This window comes from Nonomuraea sp. NPDC049784, assembly GCF_040659615.1.
Classification (GTDB): Bacteria; Actinomycetota; Actinomycetes; order Streptosporangiales; family Streptosporangiaceae; genus Nonomuraea.
This window is the reverse complement of record NZ_JBFAMX010000006.1, coordinates 82,288-98,917: the sequence shown is the minus strand read 5'-3', so window position 1 is coordinate 98,917 and position 16,630 is coordinate 82,288. Positions and strand designations below refer to the sequence as shown.

Annotated in this window: 21 protein-coding genes, 1 tRNA gene and 2 pseudogenes; 17 read left to right on the top strand and 7 right to left on the bottom strand. The window is 67.7% G+C overall.

The window, feature by feature from the left end:
* Positions 1-118 precede the first annotated feature (118 nt).
* The 3 genes from AB0J09_RS03390 to AB0J09_RS03380 all read right to left on the bottom strand — a co-directional run bounded on the left by AB0J09_RS03390 (position 119) and on the right by AB0J09_RS03380 (position 2,626).
* A complete protein-coding gene (locus AB0J09_RS03390; RefSeq protein WP_360684368.1) occupies positions 119-625 on the bottom strand; it encodes a SigE family RNA polymerase sigma factor in 507 nt (168 codons plus the stop codon).
* A 122-nt stretch (positions 626-747) separates the two neighbouring features.
* Positions 748-1,182: a CBS domain-containing protein gene (locus AB0J09_RS03385; RefSeq protein WP_360684365.1), complete on the bottom strand. Its 435-nt coding sequence runs from the start codon at positions 1,180-1,182 to the stop codon at positions 748-750.
* Positions 1,183-1,261: 79 nt separating this feature from the next.
* Positions 1,262-2,626, bottom strand: coding sequence for an MFS transporter (locus AB0J09_RS03380; RefSeq protein ID WP_360684362.1), 1,365 nt, complete (start codon positions 2,624-2,626; stop codon positions 1,262-1,264).
* Positions 2,627-2,672: 46 nt separating this feature from the next.
* Between AB0J09_RS03380 and AB0J09_RS03375 the strand changes: the two genes are divergently transcribed.
* The 6 genes from AB0J09_RS03375 to AB0J09_RS03350 all read left to right on the top strand — a co-directional run bounded on the left by AB0J09_RS03375 (position 2,673) and on the right by AB0J09_RS03350 (position 6,518).
* A complete protein-coding gene (locus AB0J09_RS03375) occupies positions 2,673-3,191 on the top strand; it encodes a helix-turn-helix domain-containing protein (protein WP_360684359.1) in 519 nt (172 codons plus the stop codon).
* A gap of 33 nt (positions 3,192-3,224) precedes the next feature.
* Positions 3,225-3,836, top strand: coding sequence for a class I SAM-dependent methyltransferase (locus AB0J09_RS03370; protein ID WP_360684356.1), 612 nt, complete (start codon positions 3,225-3,227; stop codon positions 3,834-3,836).
* A gap of 39 nt (positions 3,837-3,875) precedes the next feature.
* Complete coding sequence (locus AB0J09_RS03365; protein WP_360684353.1) at positions 3,876-4,223, top strand: hypothetical protein; 348 nt, start codon at positions 3,876-3,878, stop codon at positions 4,221-4,223.
* A gap of 12 nt (positions 4,224-4,235) precedes the next feature.
* A complete protein-coding gene (locus tag AB0J09_RS03360) occupies positions 4,236-5,078 on the top strand; it encodes a universal stress protein (RefSeq protein WP_360684350.1) in 843 nt (280 codons plus the stop codon).
* Positions 5,079-5,186: 108 nt separating this feature from the next.
* Complete coding sequence (locus AB0J09_RS03355; protein ID WP_360684347.1) at positions 5,187-6,233, top strand: cellulose binding domain-containing protein; 1,047 nt, start codon at positions 5,187-5,189, stop codon at positions 6,231-6,233.
* A gap of 57 nt (positions 6,234-6,290) precedes the next feature.
* Positions 6,291-6,518: a hypothetical protein gene (locus AB0J09_RS03350; protein ID WP_360684344.1), complete on the top strand. Its 228-nt coding sequence runs from the start codon at positions 6,291-6,293 to the stop codon at positions 6,516-6,518.
* On the opposite strand, the gene AB0J09_RS03345 is transcribed toward AB0J09_RS03350, so the two are convergent.
* From AB0J09_RS03345 to AB0J09_RS03335, 3 genes are all read right to left on the bottom strand, one after another.
* Positions 6,505-7,167 carry an AIM24 family protein gene (locus AB0J09_RS03345; protein WP_360684341.1) on the bottom strand — a complete coding sequence of 221 codons (663 nt, stop codon included), beginning with the start codon at positions 7,165-7,167 and terminating at the stop codon, positions 6,505-6,507. The genes AB0J09_RS03350 and AB0J09_RS03345 overlap by 14 nt on opposite strands.
* Before the next feature lie 79 nt (positions 7,168-7,246).
* The gene (locus AB0J09_RS03340; RefSeq protein WP_360684338.1) at positions 7,247-7,882 is read right to left on the bottom strand and encodes a hypothetical protein; all 636 of its coding nucleotides are present in this window, start codon (positions 7,880-7,882) and stop codon (positions 7,247-7,249) included.
* 40 nt (positions 7,883-7,922) lie between these two features.
* Positions 7,923-8,309: a response regulator gene (locus tag AB0J09_RS03335; RefSeq protein ID WP_360684335.1), complete on the bottom strand. Its 387-nt coding sequence runs from the start codon at positions 8,307-8,309 to the stop codon at positions 7,923-7,925.
* Positions 8,310-8,423: 114 nt separating this feature from the next.
* Between AB0J09_RS03335 and AB0J09_RS03330 the strand changes: the two genes are divergently transcribed.
* The 11 genes and pseudogenes from AB0J09_RS03330 to AB0J09_RS03280 all read left to right on the top strand — a co-directional run bounded on the left by AB0J09_RS03330 (position 8,424) and on the right by AB0J09_RS03280 (position 15,864).
* A tRNA-Arg gene (locus AB0J09_RS03330) sits at positions 8,424-8,495 on the top strand.
* 262 nt (positions 8,496-8,757) lie between these two features.
* A pseudogene (locus tag AB0J09_RS03325) lies at positions 8,758-9,081 on the top strand (hypothetical protein); the annotation flags it as partial.
* A gap of 788 nt (positions 9,082-9,869) precedes the next feature.
* Positions 9,870-10,133, top strand: a pseudogene (locus AB0J09_RS03320) (transposase); the annotation flags it as partial.
* Positions 10,134-10,262: 129 nt separating this feature from the next.
* Entirely contained in the window at positions 10,263-10,943 is a 681-nt protein-coding gene (locus tag AB0J09_RS03315; protein ID WP_360684332.1) for a hypothetical protein, read from the top strand.
* Positions 10,944-11,386: 443 nt separating this feature from the next.
* The gene (locus tag AB0J09_RS03310; protein ID WP_360684329.1) at positions 11,387-12,463 is read left to right on the top strand and encodes a hypothetical protein; all 1,077 of its coding nucleotides are present in this window, start codon (positions 11,387-11,389) and stop codon (positions 12,461-12,463) included.
* Between the two features lie 318 nt (positions 12,464-12,781).
* Positions 12,782-13,066, top strand: a complete 285-nt coding sequence (locus AB0J09_RS03305) for a hypothetical protein (protein WP_360684326.1) — start codon at positions 12,782-12,784, stop codon at positions 13,064-13,066.
* Positions 13,063-13,206: a hypothetical protein gene (locus AB0J09_RS03300; RefSeq protein ID WP_360684323.1), complete on the top strand. Its 144-nt coding sequence runs from the start codon at positions 13,063-13,065 to the stop codon at positions 13,204-13,206. The genes AB0J09_RS03305 and AB0J09_RS03300 overlap by 4 nt, the downstream gene beginning before the upstream one ends.
* Positions 13,203-13,427: a hypothetical protein gene (locus tag AB0J09_RS03295; protein ID WP_360684321.1), complete on the top strand. Its 225-nt coding sequence runs from the start codon at positions 13,203-13,205 to the stop codon at positions 13,425-13,427. Before AB0J09_RS03300 ends, AB0J09_RS03295 begins: the two co-directional genes overlap by 4 nt.
* The gene (locus AB0J09_RS03290; RefSeq protein ID WP_360684318.1) at positions 13,420-14,064 is read left to right on the top strand and encodes a hypothetical protein; all 645 of its coding nucleotides are present in this window, start codon (positions 13,420-13,422) and stop codon (positions 14,062-14,064) included. Before AB0J09_RS03295 ends, AB0J09_RS03290 begins: the two co-directional genes overlap by 8 nt.
* Positions 14,061-14,474, top strand: coding sequence for a hypothetical protein (locus tag AB0J09_RS03285; protein ID WP_360684315.1), 414 nt, complete (start codon positions 14,061-14,063; stop codon positions 14,472-14,474). The genes AB0J09_RS03290 and AB0J09_RS03285 overlap by 4 nt, the downstream gene beginning before the upstream one ends.
* Positions 14,475-14,619: 145 nt before the next feature.
* Entirely contained in the window at positions 14,620-15,864 is a 1,245-nt protein-coding gene (locus AB0J09_RS03280) for a hypothetical protein (protein WP_360684312.1), read from the top strand.
* Positions 15,865-16,127: 263 nt separating this feature from the next.
* On the opposite strand, the gene AB0J09_RS03275 is transcribed toward AB0J09_RS03280, so the two are convergent.
* Positions 16,128-16,616 (bottom strand): GNAT family N-acetyltransferase, encoded by a 489-nt coding sequence (locus tag AB0J09_RS03275; RefSeq protein WP_360684309.1) that lies wholly within the window; start codon positions 16,614-16,616, stop codon positions 16,128-16,130.
* Positions 16,617-16,630 lie beyond the last annotated feature (14 nt).

Here is a 16,630-nt window from a genome sequence, read left to right as displayed (position 1 = left end):
ACAGCGGTCACCACCAGCCTGGTCCGCTGCCTGCGCCGGTGGCCCGCTATGGCCGCGTTGGCCAGGCTCACCGGCGGGGCCTCCTCCGCGAGGTCCTTCAGTGCCTCGCGCAACCTCGTCATCGGGCTACCTCCTGGATGTGCAGGTCTGCCAGCTCTGGCGCGAGCGCGCGCAGGCGGGCCAGCGCGTGATGGGTCTGGCTCTTGACGTTGCCGATCGAGCAGCCGAGCGCGTCGGCCGTCTGCGCCTCGGTGAGGTCTTCCCAGAAGCGCAGTACGATCACTGCCCGCTGCTTGCGGGTCAGCTTGGCCAGCGCCTGTCGCAGCACGATCCGGTCGAGCGTGGCCTCGTCATGGGAGGTGCCCTGCTCGGGCGGGTCGGCGCTCGGTAACTCGGGGCGGGGCCGGCGCCGCCAGGAGATGTACTGGTTGACCAGCGCCTTTCGCGTGTAAGCCTCGGGGTTGCCGTCCCTGGACAGCTTGGACCAATGCCCCACGACCTTGGTCAGCACGCTCTGGAGCAGGTCCTCGGCGAGATGGGCGTCTCCCATCAGCAGGTACGCGGTTCGCATCAGCGCTTGCTGGCGGGCGAGCACGAACTCGCGGAAGCCGTCGTGACGATCCAATGCGCTCTCCTTTCGCCCGTTGCCAACGCGTCCCATGGGGCAAAAGGTTGCACTCCTTTTACATGACGAATGGGACTCCGGTTGGAGCCCCATTCGTCTGATCGGTCCGGACAGGCGTTGCCTCAGGAGGGTGCGTAGACCCTGTGGACGAACTCGGCGAGCTTGTTGTCCGGCAGTTCCTTTGCCAGGTCGGCCTCGCTTACCATGCCCACGATCCGGTGGTTGTCGATCACGGGCAGTCGCTTGATCTGGTGCTGCTCCATCTTCATCAGCGCCTCTTCGACGCTGCTGCCGGCATCCACCCACACCAGCCCCTTGGCGAGCTCGCTCGCCGTGGTCTGGTCGAGGTCCTTGCCCTCGGCGCAGCACTTGATGACGATGTCCCGGTCGGTGATGATTCCTTTGAGCCGGTCGTCGTCCCCGCAGATCGGCAACGCGCCGACCGACAGGTCACGCATCATCTGCGAAGCCCTGCGCAGGCTGTCATTTTCACCGATGCATTCCACTCCGTGGTGCATCACGTCCTGAACGGTCTTGCCGACTCCGGATGTGCTCATTGCTACCTCCTCCGAGACGGTCGAAGGAATCTTCCAACGAAGGCCCCCTACCCCATCAGGATGAGATCGCACGAGCGGTTCAGGGAAGCTCGTGCCGGGCACGAGCGGGCGTGGCCAGGGCGGCGACCGCCGTGACGGCCATGAGCACGATGCAGGCCGCCACCGTGATCGTCGTCCCCCGGCCCCAGCCGAAGGCGCCGATGACGGCCGCCACCGCGGCCGCACCCAGTGAGGAGCCAACGTAGCGGGCGGTGTTGTTGGCCCCGGAGCCCATGCTCACGCGGTGGGCGGGCACGCTGTCGATCGCCAGTTGCGTGATCGAGGAGTTGATCAGTCCGGATCCGGCCCCGCTCACCGCCAGCCCGGCGACGACCAGCGGAAGGCGTAGCGAGTCACCTACGCCCAGCAGCCCAGCGAACCCGGCCGCGCTCAGCCCCAGGCCGAGCGCCAGCCGCGCGCCCGTGCCCAGCCGTACGTGCCTGGTCAGCAGCGACGCCACGAACGACAGCCCCGACCAGACGCAGAACAGCAGCGCCGCGTCCAGCGGCGTCAGCCCGTGCACGGCCTGCAGCACGCTCGGCAGGTAGCTGAGCATCCCGACCACCGCCGCTCCCACGACCAGCGCCCCGCCCGTCGCCACGAGGAACGCCGGCCGCCGGAACAACTCCAGGTCGAGCAGCGGCTCCGCCCGCCGGCGCTCCACCGCCACGAACGCCCCCACCAGCACCACCGCCACCACGAAGGCGCCCAGCACGACCGGCCGCGACCACCCGACCCGCCCTTCCGTGACCCCCGCGACCAGCGCGGCCACGCCGAGGCTGAGCAGCGCAACCCCGGGCACGTCGAACCTGCGCGGCATCGCCGACCGTGACTCCTCCAGCACCCGGGCGGACACCACGGCCAACGCCAGCGCACAGGCCGCCATCAGCCAGTAGACCGCCCGCCAGCTCACCACGGTCGCCAGCGCCCCGGACACAAGTGGTCCCAGCGCCGTGCCGAGCCCCATCATCGCCCCGTACCGCCCGCTGGCCCGCACCCGTTCCCGCCCTCCCGGGTAGGCATGACCGACGATGCCCAGGCTCGCGGCCAGCATCGCCGCGCTCGCCCCGCCCTGCACCAGCCTGGCCAGCACGAACACCGGCACAGACGTGCTCACCGCGGCCACCACGCTCGCACCTGCCAGCACTCCCGTGCCCGCCACCAGCACCCGCCTGCGCCCGTAGTCGTCGGCCAGACCGCCGGAGACCAGCAACACCGACGACAATCCCAGCGCGATCGCCCCGAGGATCCACACCGGCCCGGTCGGCCCCGCGCCCAGCGACGCGGCCGTCTGCGGCAGCGTCACCATCGGCAAGGTGTAGTTCGTCAGCACGAGCAGCGGCGCCGACGACGCCACGGTGAGCGTCGCCCGCCGCTCCACAGTCAGTTCGGTCATTGAACTCATATCGCGCACGGTAGCACGGTTCGGTGAATGAACTAACATGGATTCCATGGCGCTCGGCAAGAACTACGACGGCCAGGACTGCTCTCTGGCCAAGGCCTTGGAAGTGATCGGCGAGCGGTGGACGCTCCTCGTGGTCCGCGACGCCATGTACGGCGTGCGCCGCTACGGCGACTTCCTCGCCCACCTCGACATCCCGCGCGCGGTGCTGTCCCAGCGGCTCACCGCCCTCGTCGAGGCCGGCGTCCTCGCCAAGCGCCGCTACCAGGACACCCCGCCGCGCGACGAGTACGTCCTGACCCCCATGGGCCGCGAGCTCTGGATCCCCGTGCTGACCCTGGGCCAGTGGGGCGAGCGGCATCTCAGCGATCGGGGCCCGCGCCGCCTGTTCCACCACGTGACCTGCGAGACCAGGCTCGACCGCCAGTCATACTGCCCGGCCTGCGGCCGCAACGTCCCGCTGGACGAAATCGAGGTACGGCCGGGCCCCGGCCTGGAGGGCAACAGGCACGATCCGGTCAGCCGCGCCCTCGAGTCACCCCACCGGATGCTGGAGCCCATCCCCTGACCCTGACGTGGCGCGGCATGGCATGATCCAGCGATGGAAGATCCCACCCCCACGACCACGGCCAGTTACGACCGCATCGCTCCCGATTTCGCCGCACGCACGGAAACCTTGGACAGCACTTTCCTTGCCTTCAGGCAGCGCTTCGCCAACGCGCTGTCCCCAGGCAGCCTGGTGGCCGACCTGGGTTGCGGACCCGGGCGGGACACGGCCTGGCTTCTGGAGCAGGGGCTGCTCGTCGTCGGAGTCGATCGCTCGTACGAGATGGTCAGGCTGGCCACCGCCCGCGGGGTCCCCGCGATGCTGGGCGACCTGCGACGGCCGCCGCTCGCCCCCGGCTCCCTGTCGGGCCTGTGGTCGGTCGCGGCGCTCCTGCACGTGCCCGCCGCCCAGACCGAGCTCACGCTACGTGCCTGGTCGATGGCCCTGAGTCCGGGCGGCATGCTGGGGCTGAGCACCTCGGCGGGCGACGGCGAGGGCTGGGAGCGGGTGGCGTACGGCGGCGAGCTGTACCGGTGGTTCGTGCACCGCGAGCCGGAAGCACTGCTCGGCCTGCTCTCCGAGGCCGGGTTCGAGGTTCTCGAACACCGCGTGAGCGCGAGCCACCGCACCTGGCTCGGCGTGCTCGCGATCAAGCGTGAGGTTTGACGAGCGCCCTGGGCGGTATGGTCCCCATCAGGGGAAACAATGAAAAAGATCGCCGCTGTCGCAGGACTTGTGGTCATGGCCACGTCCAGCGTGACCGCCGCCTTCGCGGACGGTACAGGCCAGCAAGAAGTGAGTCAGCAGCAGTACGACACCCTCATCTCCCAGTGCCGCTACGCCGAAACCGGTAAGGCGAAATGCCGGGAAGCGGTCAAGGAGACATACCGCGTGGGCAGAGTCGACACCAAGCTCGACTGCCGCACGTACTCCGGCATTACCGTCTGCGGCACGCTCAAACTAGGCAAGGCGCAGCGCCAGTGCCTCCGCGACTCCACGGCCAGGGGACTCCCGTTCCGGCGCGCCGAGGTGGAGTGCTACGCGTTCGCCTAAGGAGCAAATTCCGTGATCATCGTGGGCGTCGACGGCTCGCGCACCGGGCTGGACGCCGCCGGCTGGGCCGCCACGGAAGCGACGCTGCGTCAAGCGCCGCTCACCGTGGCGCACGCCGTTCCGAAGTGGGTGTGCGAGGAGGCCCACGGCCGCTACGCCGAGGTGGGCCGGTGGATGCGTGAGGGCGCGAAGACCGTGCTCATCTCCGCGCGGGACAGGGCGCTCCGGGAGCGGCCCGAGATCACCGTGGAGACCGTCCTGCTCCCGGGTGACCCCAGATCTGCCCTGGTCAAGGCCTCGGAGGGAGCCGAGCTGCTGGTCGTCGGCAGCCGGGGGATCGGTGGCGTGCGGGGGCTGCTGGTGGGCTCCGTCGCGTACGGGGTGGCCGCGCACGCGACCACGGACGTGGTCCTGGTGCGCGAGCGCCCTTCGACGCCGCGGGGCGAGATCGTCGTCGGGGTCGACGGCTCACCCGGAGGCCGGCGGGCGATCGAGTTCGCGTTCGCCGAGTCCGAATTGCGCGGTGCGAGGCTCTGCGCCGTACATGCATGGGCCTGGCCGCATCCGAGCGGTTTCGAGCCCGCCGACCCCGACAGCGAGCGGGACGCACTGCGGGAACTGGACGATCTGCTGGCGGGGCATCGCGATCGGCATCCCGGGGTCGAGGTGGTGACGGAGGTTGTGCACGGCCATCCCGTCGAGGTTCTGAGGGAGGCGGCGAAGGGAACGGACCTGCTGGTGGTCGGCTCCCACGGGCACAGCCAACTCGCCGGGATGCTCATGGGCTCGATCAGCCAGGCCATGCTCCACCACGCGCCTTGCCCGCTCGTCGTGGTCCGCCAGGGCCAGGCCTGAAAGTTACACGGCGTTCTCGCAGGTCATGGATCTGTGCGTACTGAGTCGCCTTTCGTCGTACCGGAGCGCTTTTTACGATCAGCGCAGGCTACGACGGGAGAGCAGACGATGCGCAGGACCAGCACTTTGCTGGCGGCGATGCTGGCCTTGGCCGCTGCGGTGTTATTCGCGACGACCACCCAGGCCAGCGGCGCCGCCGCCACCAGGATCATGCCCCTGGGTGACTCGATCACCGGATCCCCCGGCTGCTGGCGGGCCCTGCTCTGGAACCGGCTCCAGAGCACCGGCTACACCAACATCGACTTCGTCGGCACCCTCCCGCTCCAGGGCTGCGGCGTCTCGTACGACGGCGACAACGAGGGTCACGGCGGCTACCTCGCCACCAACATCGCCAACCAGAACCAGCTGCCCGGCTGGCTCTCCGCGACCAAACCCGACATCGTTCTGATGCACCTCGGCACGAACGACGTGTGGAGCAACATCGCGCCGGCGACGATCCTCAGCGCGTTCACCACGCTCGTGACCCAGATGCGGGCCAGCAACCCCAACATGAAGATCATCGTCGCCAAGATCATCCCCATGAACCCGTCGAGCTGCGCCGACTGCGGCCAGCGCGCCGTGAACTTCAACAACGCCATCCCGGCCTGGGCCGCCGCGACCACCACCCAGCAGTCGCCGATCACGGTGGTCGACCAGTGGACGGGGTTCAGCACGAGCACGGACACGTACGACGGCGTGCACCCGAACGCCGCAGGGGACCAGAAGATGTCCGACAAGTGGTACCCGGCCCTGGTGAGCGCCCTGTCCGGGACCTCCACGCCGACGGTCACCCCAACCGTTACTCCTACCGTTCCCGCGGGCGGTTGCACGGCCACGTACAAGATCACCAACCAGTGGCAGGACGGCTTCCAGGGCGAGGTCACCGTCAAGAACGGCGGCGCGGCGGCGCTGAGCGGGTGGACGGTGCAGTGGACGTTCGGGAACGGGCAGCAGATCAGCCAGCTCTGGAACGGCACGCTGAGCGCGAGCGGCTCTTCGGTGACCGTGCGTAATGTGGGCTGGAACGGGTCGCTCGCGCCCGGGGCCTCGACGACGTTCGGCTTCATCGCCTCGTGGAGCGGCACGAACACCGCTCCCACACCCACCTGCTCCTGACACCCACTGCTTGATCTTCTTACCGCGGATCAGGCCCGCCTTGGCGAGCACCTTGAGATGCTCACCGCAGGTCGGCTGGCTGACGGCGAGCTTCTCGGCGATGAACAGGGAGCAGACTCCGTCACGTACGAGATCGCCGTCGCGCTGGGGCGGGAAGTGGCGCTCGGGGTCGCGGAGCCAGCCCAGGATCAGCAGCCGCTTGTCATTGGCCAGCGCCTTGACCAGATCAACGTCAAGCACGAAGGTAATTACCTGTGTCTAGGTCGACGGATCATGAGGCGGTGACGACGGGCGCCCCTTCACTGGCCTGCACCAGCACGAACCCCTGCCCGCTGAACGACAGCTGCATGGCCTCCCCGCTGCCGCGCCCGATCAGCGCCCCCACCTTCATCGTCCGGTTGACGCCGACCCGCAGCCCGGTGCTCCAGCACACCGCGGACTGGCCGTCGGCGTACGTGGGCATGCGGGCGGCGTCGAGCAGCACCGGCGTGCCGTGCGTGGTCACCGCCACCCACCCCGTCCCTGTGACCGTGGTGTTGAACAGCCCGCCCGCCGCGATCCCGGCGCCCTGCACGCGCTGGATGTCCCAGGTGAGCTGCGGCTGGAACGCCAGCAGGTTGCGGCCGTTGACGGTGATCCCCTCGTTCTCCAGGTAGAACAGGTGAATGTCGTCGGCATTGTCGGCGAGGTAGAGCAGCCCTTCGCCGCGTACGCGCATGAGCGACGCGCCCTCGCCCGTCACGGCCTTCTTGAACAGCTTGCCGAGGCCTCCGCCTTCGTAGTCGAAGTCCATCTGCCCTTGGAAGGCGACCATGGAGCCCTGCTTGGCCAGAACCTCGTGCGGTAGCTGAACTCTGAGCATCTTGCCGTTCTGGAGCGCGAATCCCGGGGGCAGCGGCTGGGACTCGAGATTGCCGAAAATAGAGCTACGCACGGTTGGGCCTTCCTGGGTCGGACAAGCGGTAGGGCCAGCGTACGTAAAGAATTCGGCTACAGCGCGTAAAAAGAATCCGCTACAACTTGGCCCGCGCCTCTTCGATCGAGCGCATCACGCCTGCCGCGCCATTGGCCTCGGCAATCTCACCGGCCTCATCGAGCACCGCCACCGCGTCATCACGCCGCCCTTCCGCAACGGCGATATAGGCCAGCCCCACCAGATTGGCCGCCACGCCGGCCTGGAACCCGAGCTCCCTCCGGAGCCGTACGGACTCCTCCAGCCGCTCCCGCGCCGCCTGCAACCGCCCGGCGACGTGCTCCGCGATGCCGAGGTGGCGTAGGACGTACGAGAGCGTCAGCTTGTCGCCGATCTGGGTCGCGAGCTCATGGGAGCGCTCGAAAACCGCCCGCGCGGACTCCTGATCGCGCCGGACGACCTGATGAAAGACCCCCACCCAGAACAGCGCCGTACCCTCACCCCGCACGTCGCCGACCAGCCGATAGAGCGCCACCGCCCGCTCGAACAGCGCCAGCTCCTCCGCGTCCTCGCCCTGCCCGTCGAGAAACCGTGCGTGCGCGACGCGACCGCGAGCCAGCGCCAGATCGGCCTCCAGGCCGTCCAACTCCCGGTTGGCCACCTCCAGCCCGCTGGCGTCACCACCGAAAACGGCCCGCTCGTACATCGCCTCGGCCCGCTCAAGCCGCGCATCCACGCCCAGCACTCCACTCACCCTCTCTGACGGAGGTCATTCCTCAGCCCGGACCGCCAGCCGCCAGATCTCTCACAACCTGAATTAGCTCGGCCGGATCGAACGGCTTGGTCAGATAGGCGTCCACCCCGATCCCCAGCCCCCGCCTCTTGTCATCGTCCTGCGCCCGCGCCGTGATCAACACGACCTTGATGTGACTGGTGGCCTCCCCGGTGCGCAACTTCTCCGCCGTCGCCCATCCATCCAGGCACGGCATCATCACATCCAGCGTGATGACATCCGGCATGACGTCGAGCACGCGATCAAGGCAGTCCTGCCCATCGGTGGCGGTCGCGACCTCGAACCCCTCCAGGTTCAGATTGACCGCGATGAGCTGACGGATGACCTCATCGTCGTCGACGACCAGTACTTTCCCAAGAACCTCGCCCACGGCCGCAAAGTTACCTGTAGCGGGGTGGTGACGGGTGGTTTTCGCTGGATGCGTACGAGGAGCTTTATCCGGTGCCGAGTGGTGTCGGGATGCTGATAGCCTTTCACTCGTTGAGCCCCCTTAGCTCAGGGGATAGAGCACCGGCCTCCGGAGCCGGGTGCGTAGGTTCGAATCCTACAGGGGGCACTCTTCACCAGCCAGGTCGGACACAGTCTGACCTGGCTTTTTGTGCGGTCGCGGCGGTGCGTGGCTTTGCCATCTCGCGACACGATGCGGCACCGGATGACAGGTTCTCCGGGCAGGGCGCGGGCAAAGATCATCTAGCTCTATCGCCACGCCGGGGCGAGAACAAAGGCGTACGGCCGAACTGGGACATCCTGCAAAGGGAATCTCGCCTCCCAAGGAGGTGGCCTACGGCCCCGCGCCGGAATCCGGCGTGAGCGCCGTGATGACGGGCCACGAGATCGCAGAGGGCGACACCGGGACGCCCAACCTGGAGCTGCTGCCGTCGAAGGCGCTCATCCTGGCATGCGTGCCGCGCGGCATGCGACGCACCCCCGACCAGCAGACGTTCCTGCGCGCTCTGCGAGAGGACCCCGATGTGCTGGCCCTTCGCTACGACGGGTACGGCAACCTGCTCCGCGTCGCCCACGTGATCGCCTGGGCGGCCGACTGGAACACGATGTGCTCCCGGCCGACGATCGCAGGCATCTGCGAGCGCACCGGCCTGTCCAAGGCGACGGTGAAGCGCTGGGTCCGCTGGCTCAGAGAGCGCGGCTGGCTCGGTGTGGTCGAGGAGGGCACCACGGTCCGCTTCCGCAAGGGCACGAGCGCGGGCCTGGAAGACGACGGCCTCGGCAATCGTGCGGCCGTCTGGGTGCTGTGCATCCGTCGCGAAATAGCGCCTGTTTCGACCGATTACACCAGTTCTGACCAGGATAAACGCATAAGTGAACCCCCCTCTGTCTCTCTCCCTGAGAGAGACAGAGAAGATCCCACGCGCACGCGCGAGGCACCTTGCCGTGCCCGCCGTAACCCACGTATCTCGCCGACATGGGGATTGCACGAATCGCCGAGGACCAAACGTGATCGACTCGCAGCCTGCGAACGCCTCCGGCAGGAGTCGAACGTGCTGCGGCACATGACGCCGTGGTACCTGCGCTGGGTGCTGCGGGCTTTCCTCGTCGCTGGCTGGACGGTGGCCGACGTGCTGCACGCGCTGGACGTCCGCCCCGACGACAGCGCCTGGACGTACACGTGGCAGAGCGTGGCCGAGCTGCGGCACATCCCCGGCTGGGTGCGGCACCGCCTCGCGGCCTGGCTCGACGAGGACGGTCAGGTGGTGGCGTCGCGGTCACAGCGTGCGGCCGTTGCCGTCCGGGAGACCGAAGCGCGGGAGCATCAGCGCGCCGAAGCGCGAGAGCAGTGCCTGGTGCAGCGTGTGGATGCGGATGGCGAGGACGGGCCGGCCGCACGGGCGCGGGCCCTGCTGGTGGCGACGAGCCCGGGTTTCGCCGCCGCCTTGCGTCGAACCCGCACATATGGCGTGCGAGAGGCCCACGCCTCGATAAGGAGATCCGCCGCCGCGCCGACGTGGTCGGCATCTTCCCCGACCGAGGAGCCATCATCCGCCTCATCGGCGCCGTCCAGGCCGAGCAGACCGACGAATGGGTCGAAGCCCGCCGCTATATCGGCCCGGACATCCTGACCAAGGCCCGCATCCAAGTGATTCCCCGGCGGCGCACCGGCCCCGGACCCATGCCCGCAGACATTCACCGCTTAACCTGCGGAAGATCGATTCATACACCACGTGCGCGGACGTGACCTCGGCCTGCAGGCCGACTCATCTCATATTCTTCCGCTCCCGTGTTCCGCTGCGGCGGCGGATGATCATATGGGCTACGCTTTCGCTCCCGACGATTGGAGCGTCGCATGTCGATGGATCGCGCGGAGATGCTGGAGACGGAGGGCGGATCCCCTCCTCGCGCTGGCTGGTGGCGGCTGATGGCCGCTGGCGTGGTATTGCTCGTGGCGGGTGCGGCCGGAGGCTATGTGGTGGGCTCGTCGCGGTCGGCGGCCGACCGCGGCTCGCCGCCGGCGGCCACGATATCGGCGTCCACGTCCAGTGACCCCCGTAGGAGCCTGCCCGCCGTGCGCGGCGCCACCACCGTGTCGCTGCCCCGCGAGGTCGCCGGGCTCACCCTGCGCGATCAGGACATCACCGACGACTTCGGCCAGCTCTTCCTTCGCGGCCTGCGCGGCCGCGATTTCCGGATCACGAAGTCGGCCGACGGGTTATACGTTCCGCTCCGCCGCTCCTCCAATGGCGATCCTCTGAATTCGATCGTGACCTTGTTCGTGGCCGAGTCCCCGCGCCTGGAGTCGGACACCATCTTCACGGACTGGCTGATGCCATCGTTCGGGCGGACGGCTCGGGAGGCTCACACATTGGTTCCCTGGCCGTACGAGGGACAGTCCATGTGCTGGCTCACCGATGCCTACTATTGCGTGTGGGCCGATCGCACGTCCTTCGGAGCGGTGCTCTTCAATGCGCAACCTTCGACCACAGCGCGGGCTCGCGAGTACTTCGCGACCATCCGGGCGGCCGTTGAGCGACCGGTGCACCCTCAGTAAACGAGCCCGGGTGAGAGGCGGAGGGTGCACGTCAGGCGGACAAGAGGCGAGTCCTGGCCCTCTCGCGAACTTTGGAGCCCGCACCTCTTGTATGTGGCGCGGTCGTAGCCAAGGACGCTTGGGACGTGCCGCTCAAGATGAAAAAGCTTAGTAAATAGCGGCGGTCGTCAGGCGTGCGGTGCGGTGCGTCGCAGAAACGGGCGCTAGACCTGTCGTTGTCCACGCGGACGCGCGATCAGCTCCGGTCTGGAGACAGCGTATCGGACGCCTCTTAGACGCGCTAGGAGCGATTACAGCGCTTCTGACGTGCAGGTCCGTCAAGGTCAAATGCACTGTCCCCCTTAGGTATACATACGTTCGTTGACCCTGGTATGATCGAAGTCCGCACCACAACATGATCAAAAACAGCTCTCACCAGGCAAAACACCGAAGGAGAACGGCGAGTGACCACCCCCGCCACCACGGTCGCCTACGAGATCAACCGCATCCCCCGCGACGTCATCCCCGTCCCCGCCGACATCGCCTCCGCAGCCCTGTCCGCGAAGGGCGGCACCACCACCCACGCCATGGACGCCATCGCCTACAGCGTGGCCGCGCACCGCTTCGGCGACTGGCACCCCAGCCACTGGAACGCGCTGCTCAACGAGATCATGTACGGCTACCGCATGAACGCCAGCATCTACATCGACGCCCACTTCAGCGGCCGGTACAACATCTGGGACGGCCTCACCTTCGACGACCTGAACACCCGCGACGCCAGGCAGTTGCTCGGCCACCTCGTCGAGCAGGCCACCAAGGAAATCACCGAAAGCACCAGCGGTACCGCCACCACACGAACCACCACGAAGGAGAACAAGATGATCGCCATGAAGAACGACACCCGCAACGACCAGCGCCCGCCGATCGACTACTACTTCACCCCCGACGAAGTCGCCGCGCACGCCACGGCGGCCGGCGCCAGCGAGCAGGGCGTGATCGACGCCGTCGCCTGGATGTGCGCCACGGACCTGCTGGTTGGCCACCACCAGCTGATCCCCTTCCACCGGGTGTGCGACGACATCGCCACCTTCCTGAAGATGAGCCACAGGAACTACACGCAGAACCCCGACAACATGACCTGGGACTGGGAGCTGATCACGCACAACGCGACCCGGATGGCCGACGACCACCTGCTACAGGGCGTCCTGGTCGAGCGTGCACGACTGCACGGCGAGGCCTACGCGCGGGTGCAGGTCGGTGCGATCATCACCGAGCGCGCGGCGCGCCGCATCTGGCCCGAGGGCACCGACCCGTCCGGCCGGTACAACCCGGACTCGCTGGCCCGCTACGAGGCGCTCCGCGACGAGCGGGACGCGATCGTGTCGGAGGCGCTCACGTGGGCCGCGATGTGCGCCACCCACAACCCCGACGTCTGGGACGTGGACGCGCTCGATCGGCTCACCAACGCCGAGACCAAGCTCCTGATCGACCACCTCGGCGAGGTGTTCACTACGATCCCGGACGGACACTCCGAGAGCTGAACGCACGGCACAAAGCGGCAGCGGTACCGCAGTCACACGTCCCGCTGCCGTACCAAAGGCGAGGAACCCCGCCTGGAATGGCTACTCCCTGGGCGGCGGCTGCGGCCAGATCGTCATCGACGTCCGCGCCCTCGTCTTCCCACCGGTCTGAAAACGCCGATGGCCGGACCTGTCACCGGGTCCGGCCACCTTACTAACCCCCGCGCCACCACGCGCGAAAGAGAAACCAGCCACCCACCAGAAGAAGCCCGGTCGTTGGTTGTTCCCAACCTAACGCACCACACCCCAGCACACGAATAGAGCAATCGGGAGATCTGCATGTTTGATGACGACTTCGGCGCCGAGATGGAGGCGATCGAGTCCGCTCGACGTGACGCCGACCTGGAGCAGGCAGCCATGGACGCCGCAGGCGACGCCCTGTACGCCGCCTGCGACCGGATGGGCATCTGCCTGCACGGCGTCGTGCTGGTCGTGAAGGAGATCCCAGTCGCCACCCCGCGCCGCTACAGGTGCAAGTTCTGCCGCAAGGTCGCCACGCAGGCAGAGTTCAACACCAGCCGGACCGCCGCGTACGCGCGGCTGGAGGAGGCCGGAGTCCTGTGAACCTGTACGCCACGAGCGAGCTGTGCCCCAAGTGCGGCGCCGCCGCGAACCAGGACTGCGAGCCCGACTGCGTGCTCATGCAGGACCCGAGCGAATGGTTCGACGACCTGGCCATCTCCGACGCCGACCCGGGCCTGTGACCGGGCCGGCCGAGGGGATCACGTGGGACCGGTTGCGGGCGGATGAGGAAGGGCCGTGCAAGGCGGTCGGATGCAACGTCGCGCTTGTAGTCGCCGCGGTGGTCCTCGACGGGCACCGGTACGCCCTGTGCCAGGAGGACGCCGAGCTGATCCCCGGCTACACCCCCAACCCGATCACTACACAAGTCACCCCGGACAGATGGGAGATCAAGAGTGCGTGACCAGCTCGTCGCCACCGGCGCCCCGAAGCTCGATGACTACCTGTTAGTGGCGCGCGACGTACGCCACCCTCAGCGCACCCTCGAAGACGCCGAACGCGCCCTCGAAGCGGCGCAAGAACGCGACCTGGAGCACCACGGCTTCCGAGGCACCGCCGAGGCCCGCCAACGCGCCGAGAAGTCGTACGACAAGGCCAAGCAGGCGCTCACCCTCGCGCGCCGCGCCCAGGACCAGGCCGCCCGCACCGCGCAGGAGTCCGCGAGGCCGCGCCTGTTCGACCTGGCCGCGGCCGAGGTCGAAGCGGTGTGGAACGACTTCTACGGCCCCCGCGACCCCCGGCTCTACCGCGACGACGATGTCATGCCGGACGACGACACCCTGTGGTGCGACCTGGAGACCGGCGCCGAGGTGCACATCCGGTACGAGACGACCGGCCAGACCATCGTGTGGCAGTTCGTCGAGCTCGGCGAGCCCCACCCGGAGAACGAGGCCCTGCGGATCGCGCACTACATCGAGCGCAGCGCGATGCGTGGCCCCGGCTGCCTGGTTGAGCTGGCGGTTCACCCGGAGGACCCGGTGGGGCGGCACGCCCGATCCAAGCACATGATCATCATCCACCCCACGAAGGAACAGGTATGAACCCGCACACGTTAATGGCCCGCGCCAACCTCGGGCACTGGCTCGTCACAAGGGACGGTCAGGCGCTCGTCCTGGAGCGCGACGGCTGGACCATCCGCGTCCTGTTCAACGGGACGGCGCCGGCCAAGGCCGTCGTTCGCGCACCTGGCTCGCCCGGGTGGCGTCACCTGAACCGACGCGACATCACCACCCACGTGCGCGGACACCGCGATCAGATGGCGGTGTTCCGCGTCGGCGACCGGGTGAAGGTCGGCGTCCGGTACGGGACCGTCACCGATATCTACGTCGAAACCCCGACCGCGCTCACAAGCCGAGCCTGCCCCGTCCGGCTGATGGTCGCCTATACGGACGAGGACTTCGGCAGCCCGTATGTCACGTCCGCGCTACGCCTGAGAGAGACCGCAGCATAAGCGAGAGGCCGTGTCTGTCGTGTGACGGTCTCGGCCACGTCGGCCCACCGATCCTCTACGCCTAGCCCCAGTACCGCTGTCTCCAAAAAGCGACAGCGGTACCGCTATCGCACTGCCCGCCACCACAGAGAAAGCGAATCCACGAATGACTAGCATCGATGACCGCATGACCGCCGAGGAGCTTGCTGCCTGGCAGGCCCACAAGGACGCTGGACGTGCCACCGCGAAGAGCGTCGAGATTCAGGTCGCCGCAGCAATGGCCGCCAACCCCGAGACGATCGACGGGTTCCGCCTGTTCTGCGCCCGCATGGACGTCTACTCCATCCGCAACGCCATGCGGATCTTCGGGCAGAACCCCAAGGCCACCCACGTACAGCCGCGCTTCTTCTGGGGCGGTTACGGCCGGGCCATCGCGGACGACGCGGCCGCGATCTGGATCATGGCGCCGAAGGTCGAGCGGAAGCGCACCAAGGAGGTGGAGAACCCGAAGACCGGCGAGGCCGAGACCGTCGAGGAGTCGTACAAGTTCTGGCCAGTCGAGGACGTGTTCCCCGCCTCCGCCACCGTGCCGAAGAACGGGCCGTGCCCCTTCTGTGACACCCAGGAGGGTCAGCGCTGTCCGGACACGTGTCCGGTGATGATGCCGCAGGCTGGCCGTGTCCCGTCTCGGGAGGACGTGGCTGATGCGCTTGACCGGGTGCTCAGGCAGATCGGCGGGTTCGACCCCAGTGTTCTCGATGAGCTCGGTGATGACCCGCTGGGCGAGTACAGCGACGGAGTGACCTGGGGCGCGGTCACGCTGATGAAGGGCGCGGCCAAGGGGCGGAAGCCGAAGACGCGCCGCTACCGGTTCGTGCACAGAGCGGACATGGGCCGTCCGGGCATCCGCTACGCCGTCGCCGGTCTCGGCGTGATCTGGATCGGCCCCTACGAGCTGGCCAGCGAGGGCGAGCCTGCCCTTCAGGTCCAGTACGGCGACAACGTGTCCCGCGAATGGGAGATGGCCCACGCCTACCGCTGGGACAGCTCCCGCACCGTGGCAGGACCGCATGCCCCGGTCCTAAATGGTGTGGAGTTCGCGTCCACCAGCATCGTCTACCCCACCACGAGCTGGGAGTACTTTAGCCCGTGGCGTGCGGGCAGGGCCCGCGTCCCGGAGACGACCGCCCAGCAGATGGGCCAGATCGTCCGGCAGCTCCTGGAGCACTACCACGCTCTGCCGGAGGCCTCAGAGCTGGACAAGGAAGGAGCGCGCCGCCGCGCCAAGCGGCGGGCGAGTGAGGCCCAGCACGAGGCCGAGCGCCTGGCCGAGCAAGAGGCGCGCCTTGCCAGCGAGCGGGCCGAGCTTGAGAAGCGCGCCGCTGAAAACCGGGCGCTCGCAGAGCAATAGCGGCGCGAGCCCGTCTCTACCGGGCTCGCGCCGCCCCCTGATCGTACGAACCCCGCCCGCCTGGGCGGGGCTACACCTACACCAGAAAGAGCCCCGGCAAAGTGATCCTGTGTTGGCACAACACCGACAGCCGGACGATCCTCGTGCGGTGGATCAAGAATCCGGCTGTGCTTCGGCGGGTTGTTCCATCCAGTGTTGAGCCAACACGCCATTAAACCCTGGTGGCCGAGGCTGCCAAGGTGTTGTTGCCGCTGGCCAGGACGTCACGGCAGCGACTTCCGCATCACTATGCAGATCGTCTCGTAACGTGTGACCACGCCGTCAGGTCCTTCTGCGTCCCAGGCCTCCGGTTTTCGGTCATATCCGACGTATCCGAGTCGCTCGTACAGTGCGCGAGCGCGAGGGTTGCCCTCCTCGACGCTCAACTCTGCTCGCTGCAGCCCTCTGGCAAAAATGCGCTGTTCGGCCGCATTAATCAGGAGGGTCCCGATACCGCAGGACTGCAACGCAGGATGTACGGCCAGTTGAAACAGAATTCCCGCTCCCGGACTCACCTGATAGTCAACCCCGCCGATCGCTACAGGCATGTCGGACGGGGGGCACACAGCCAGGTAATCCACTGCACCGCGCCGAGCGCGCTCCACCTCCCGTGCGACGGACGTCAAGTGCAGATCTGAACCAGACCACGAACACCACTTCAAGTCCACTTCCGTCAGATCGCGCACCGACAGGCTCACGACGACCTCAGCCACTCACAGCACCTCCT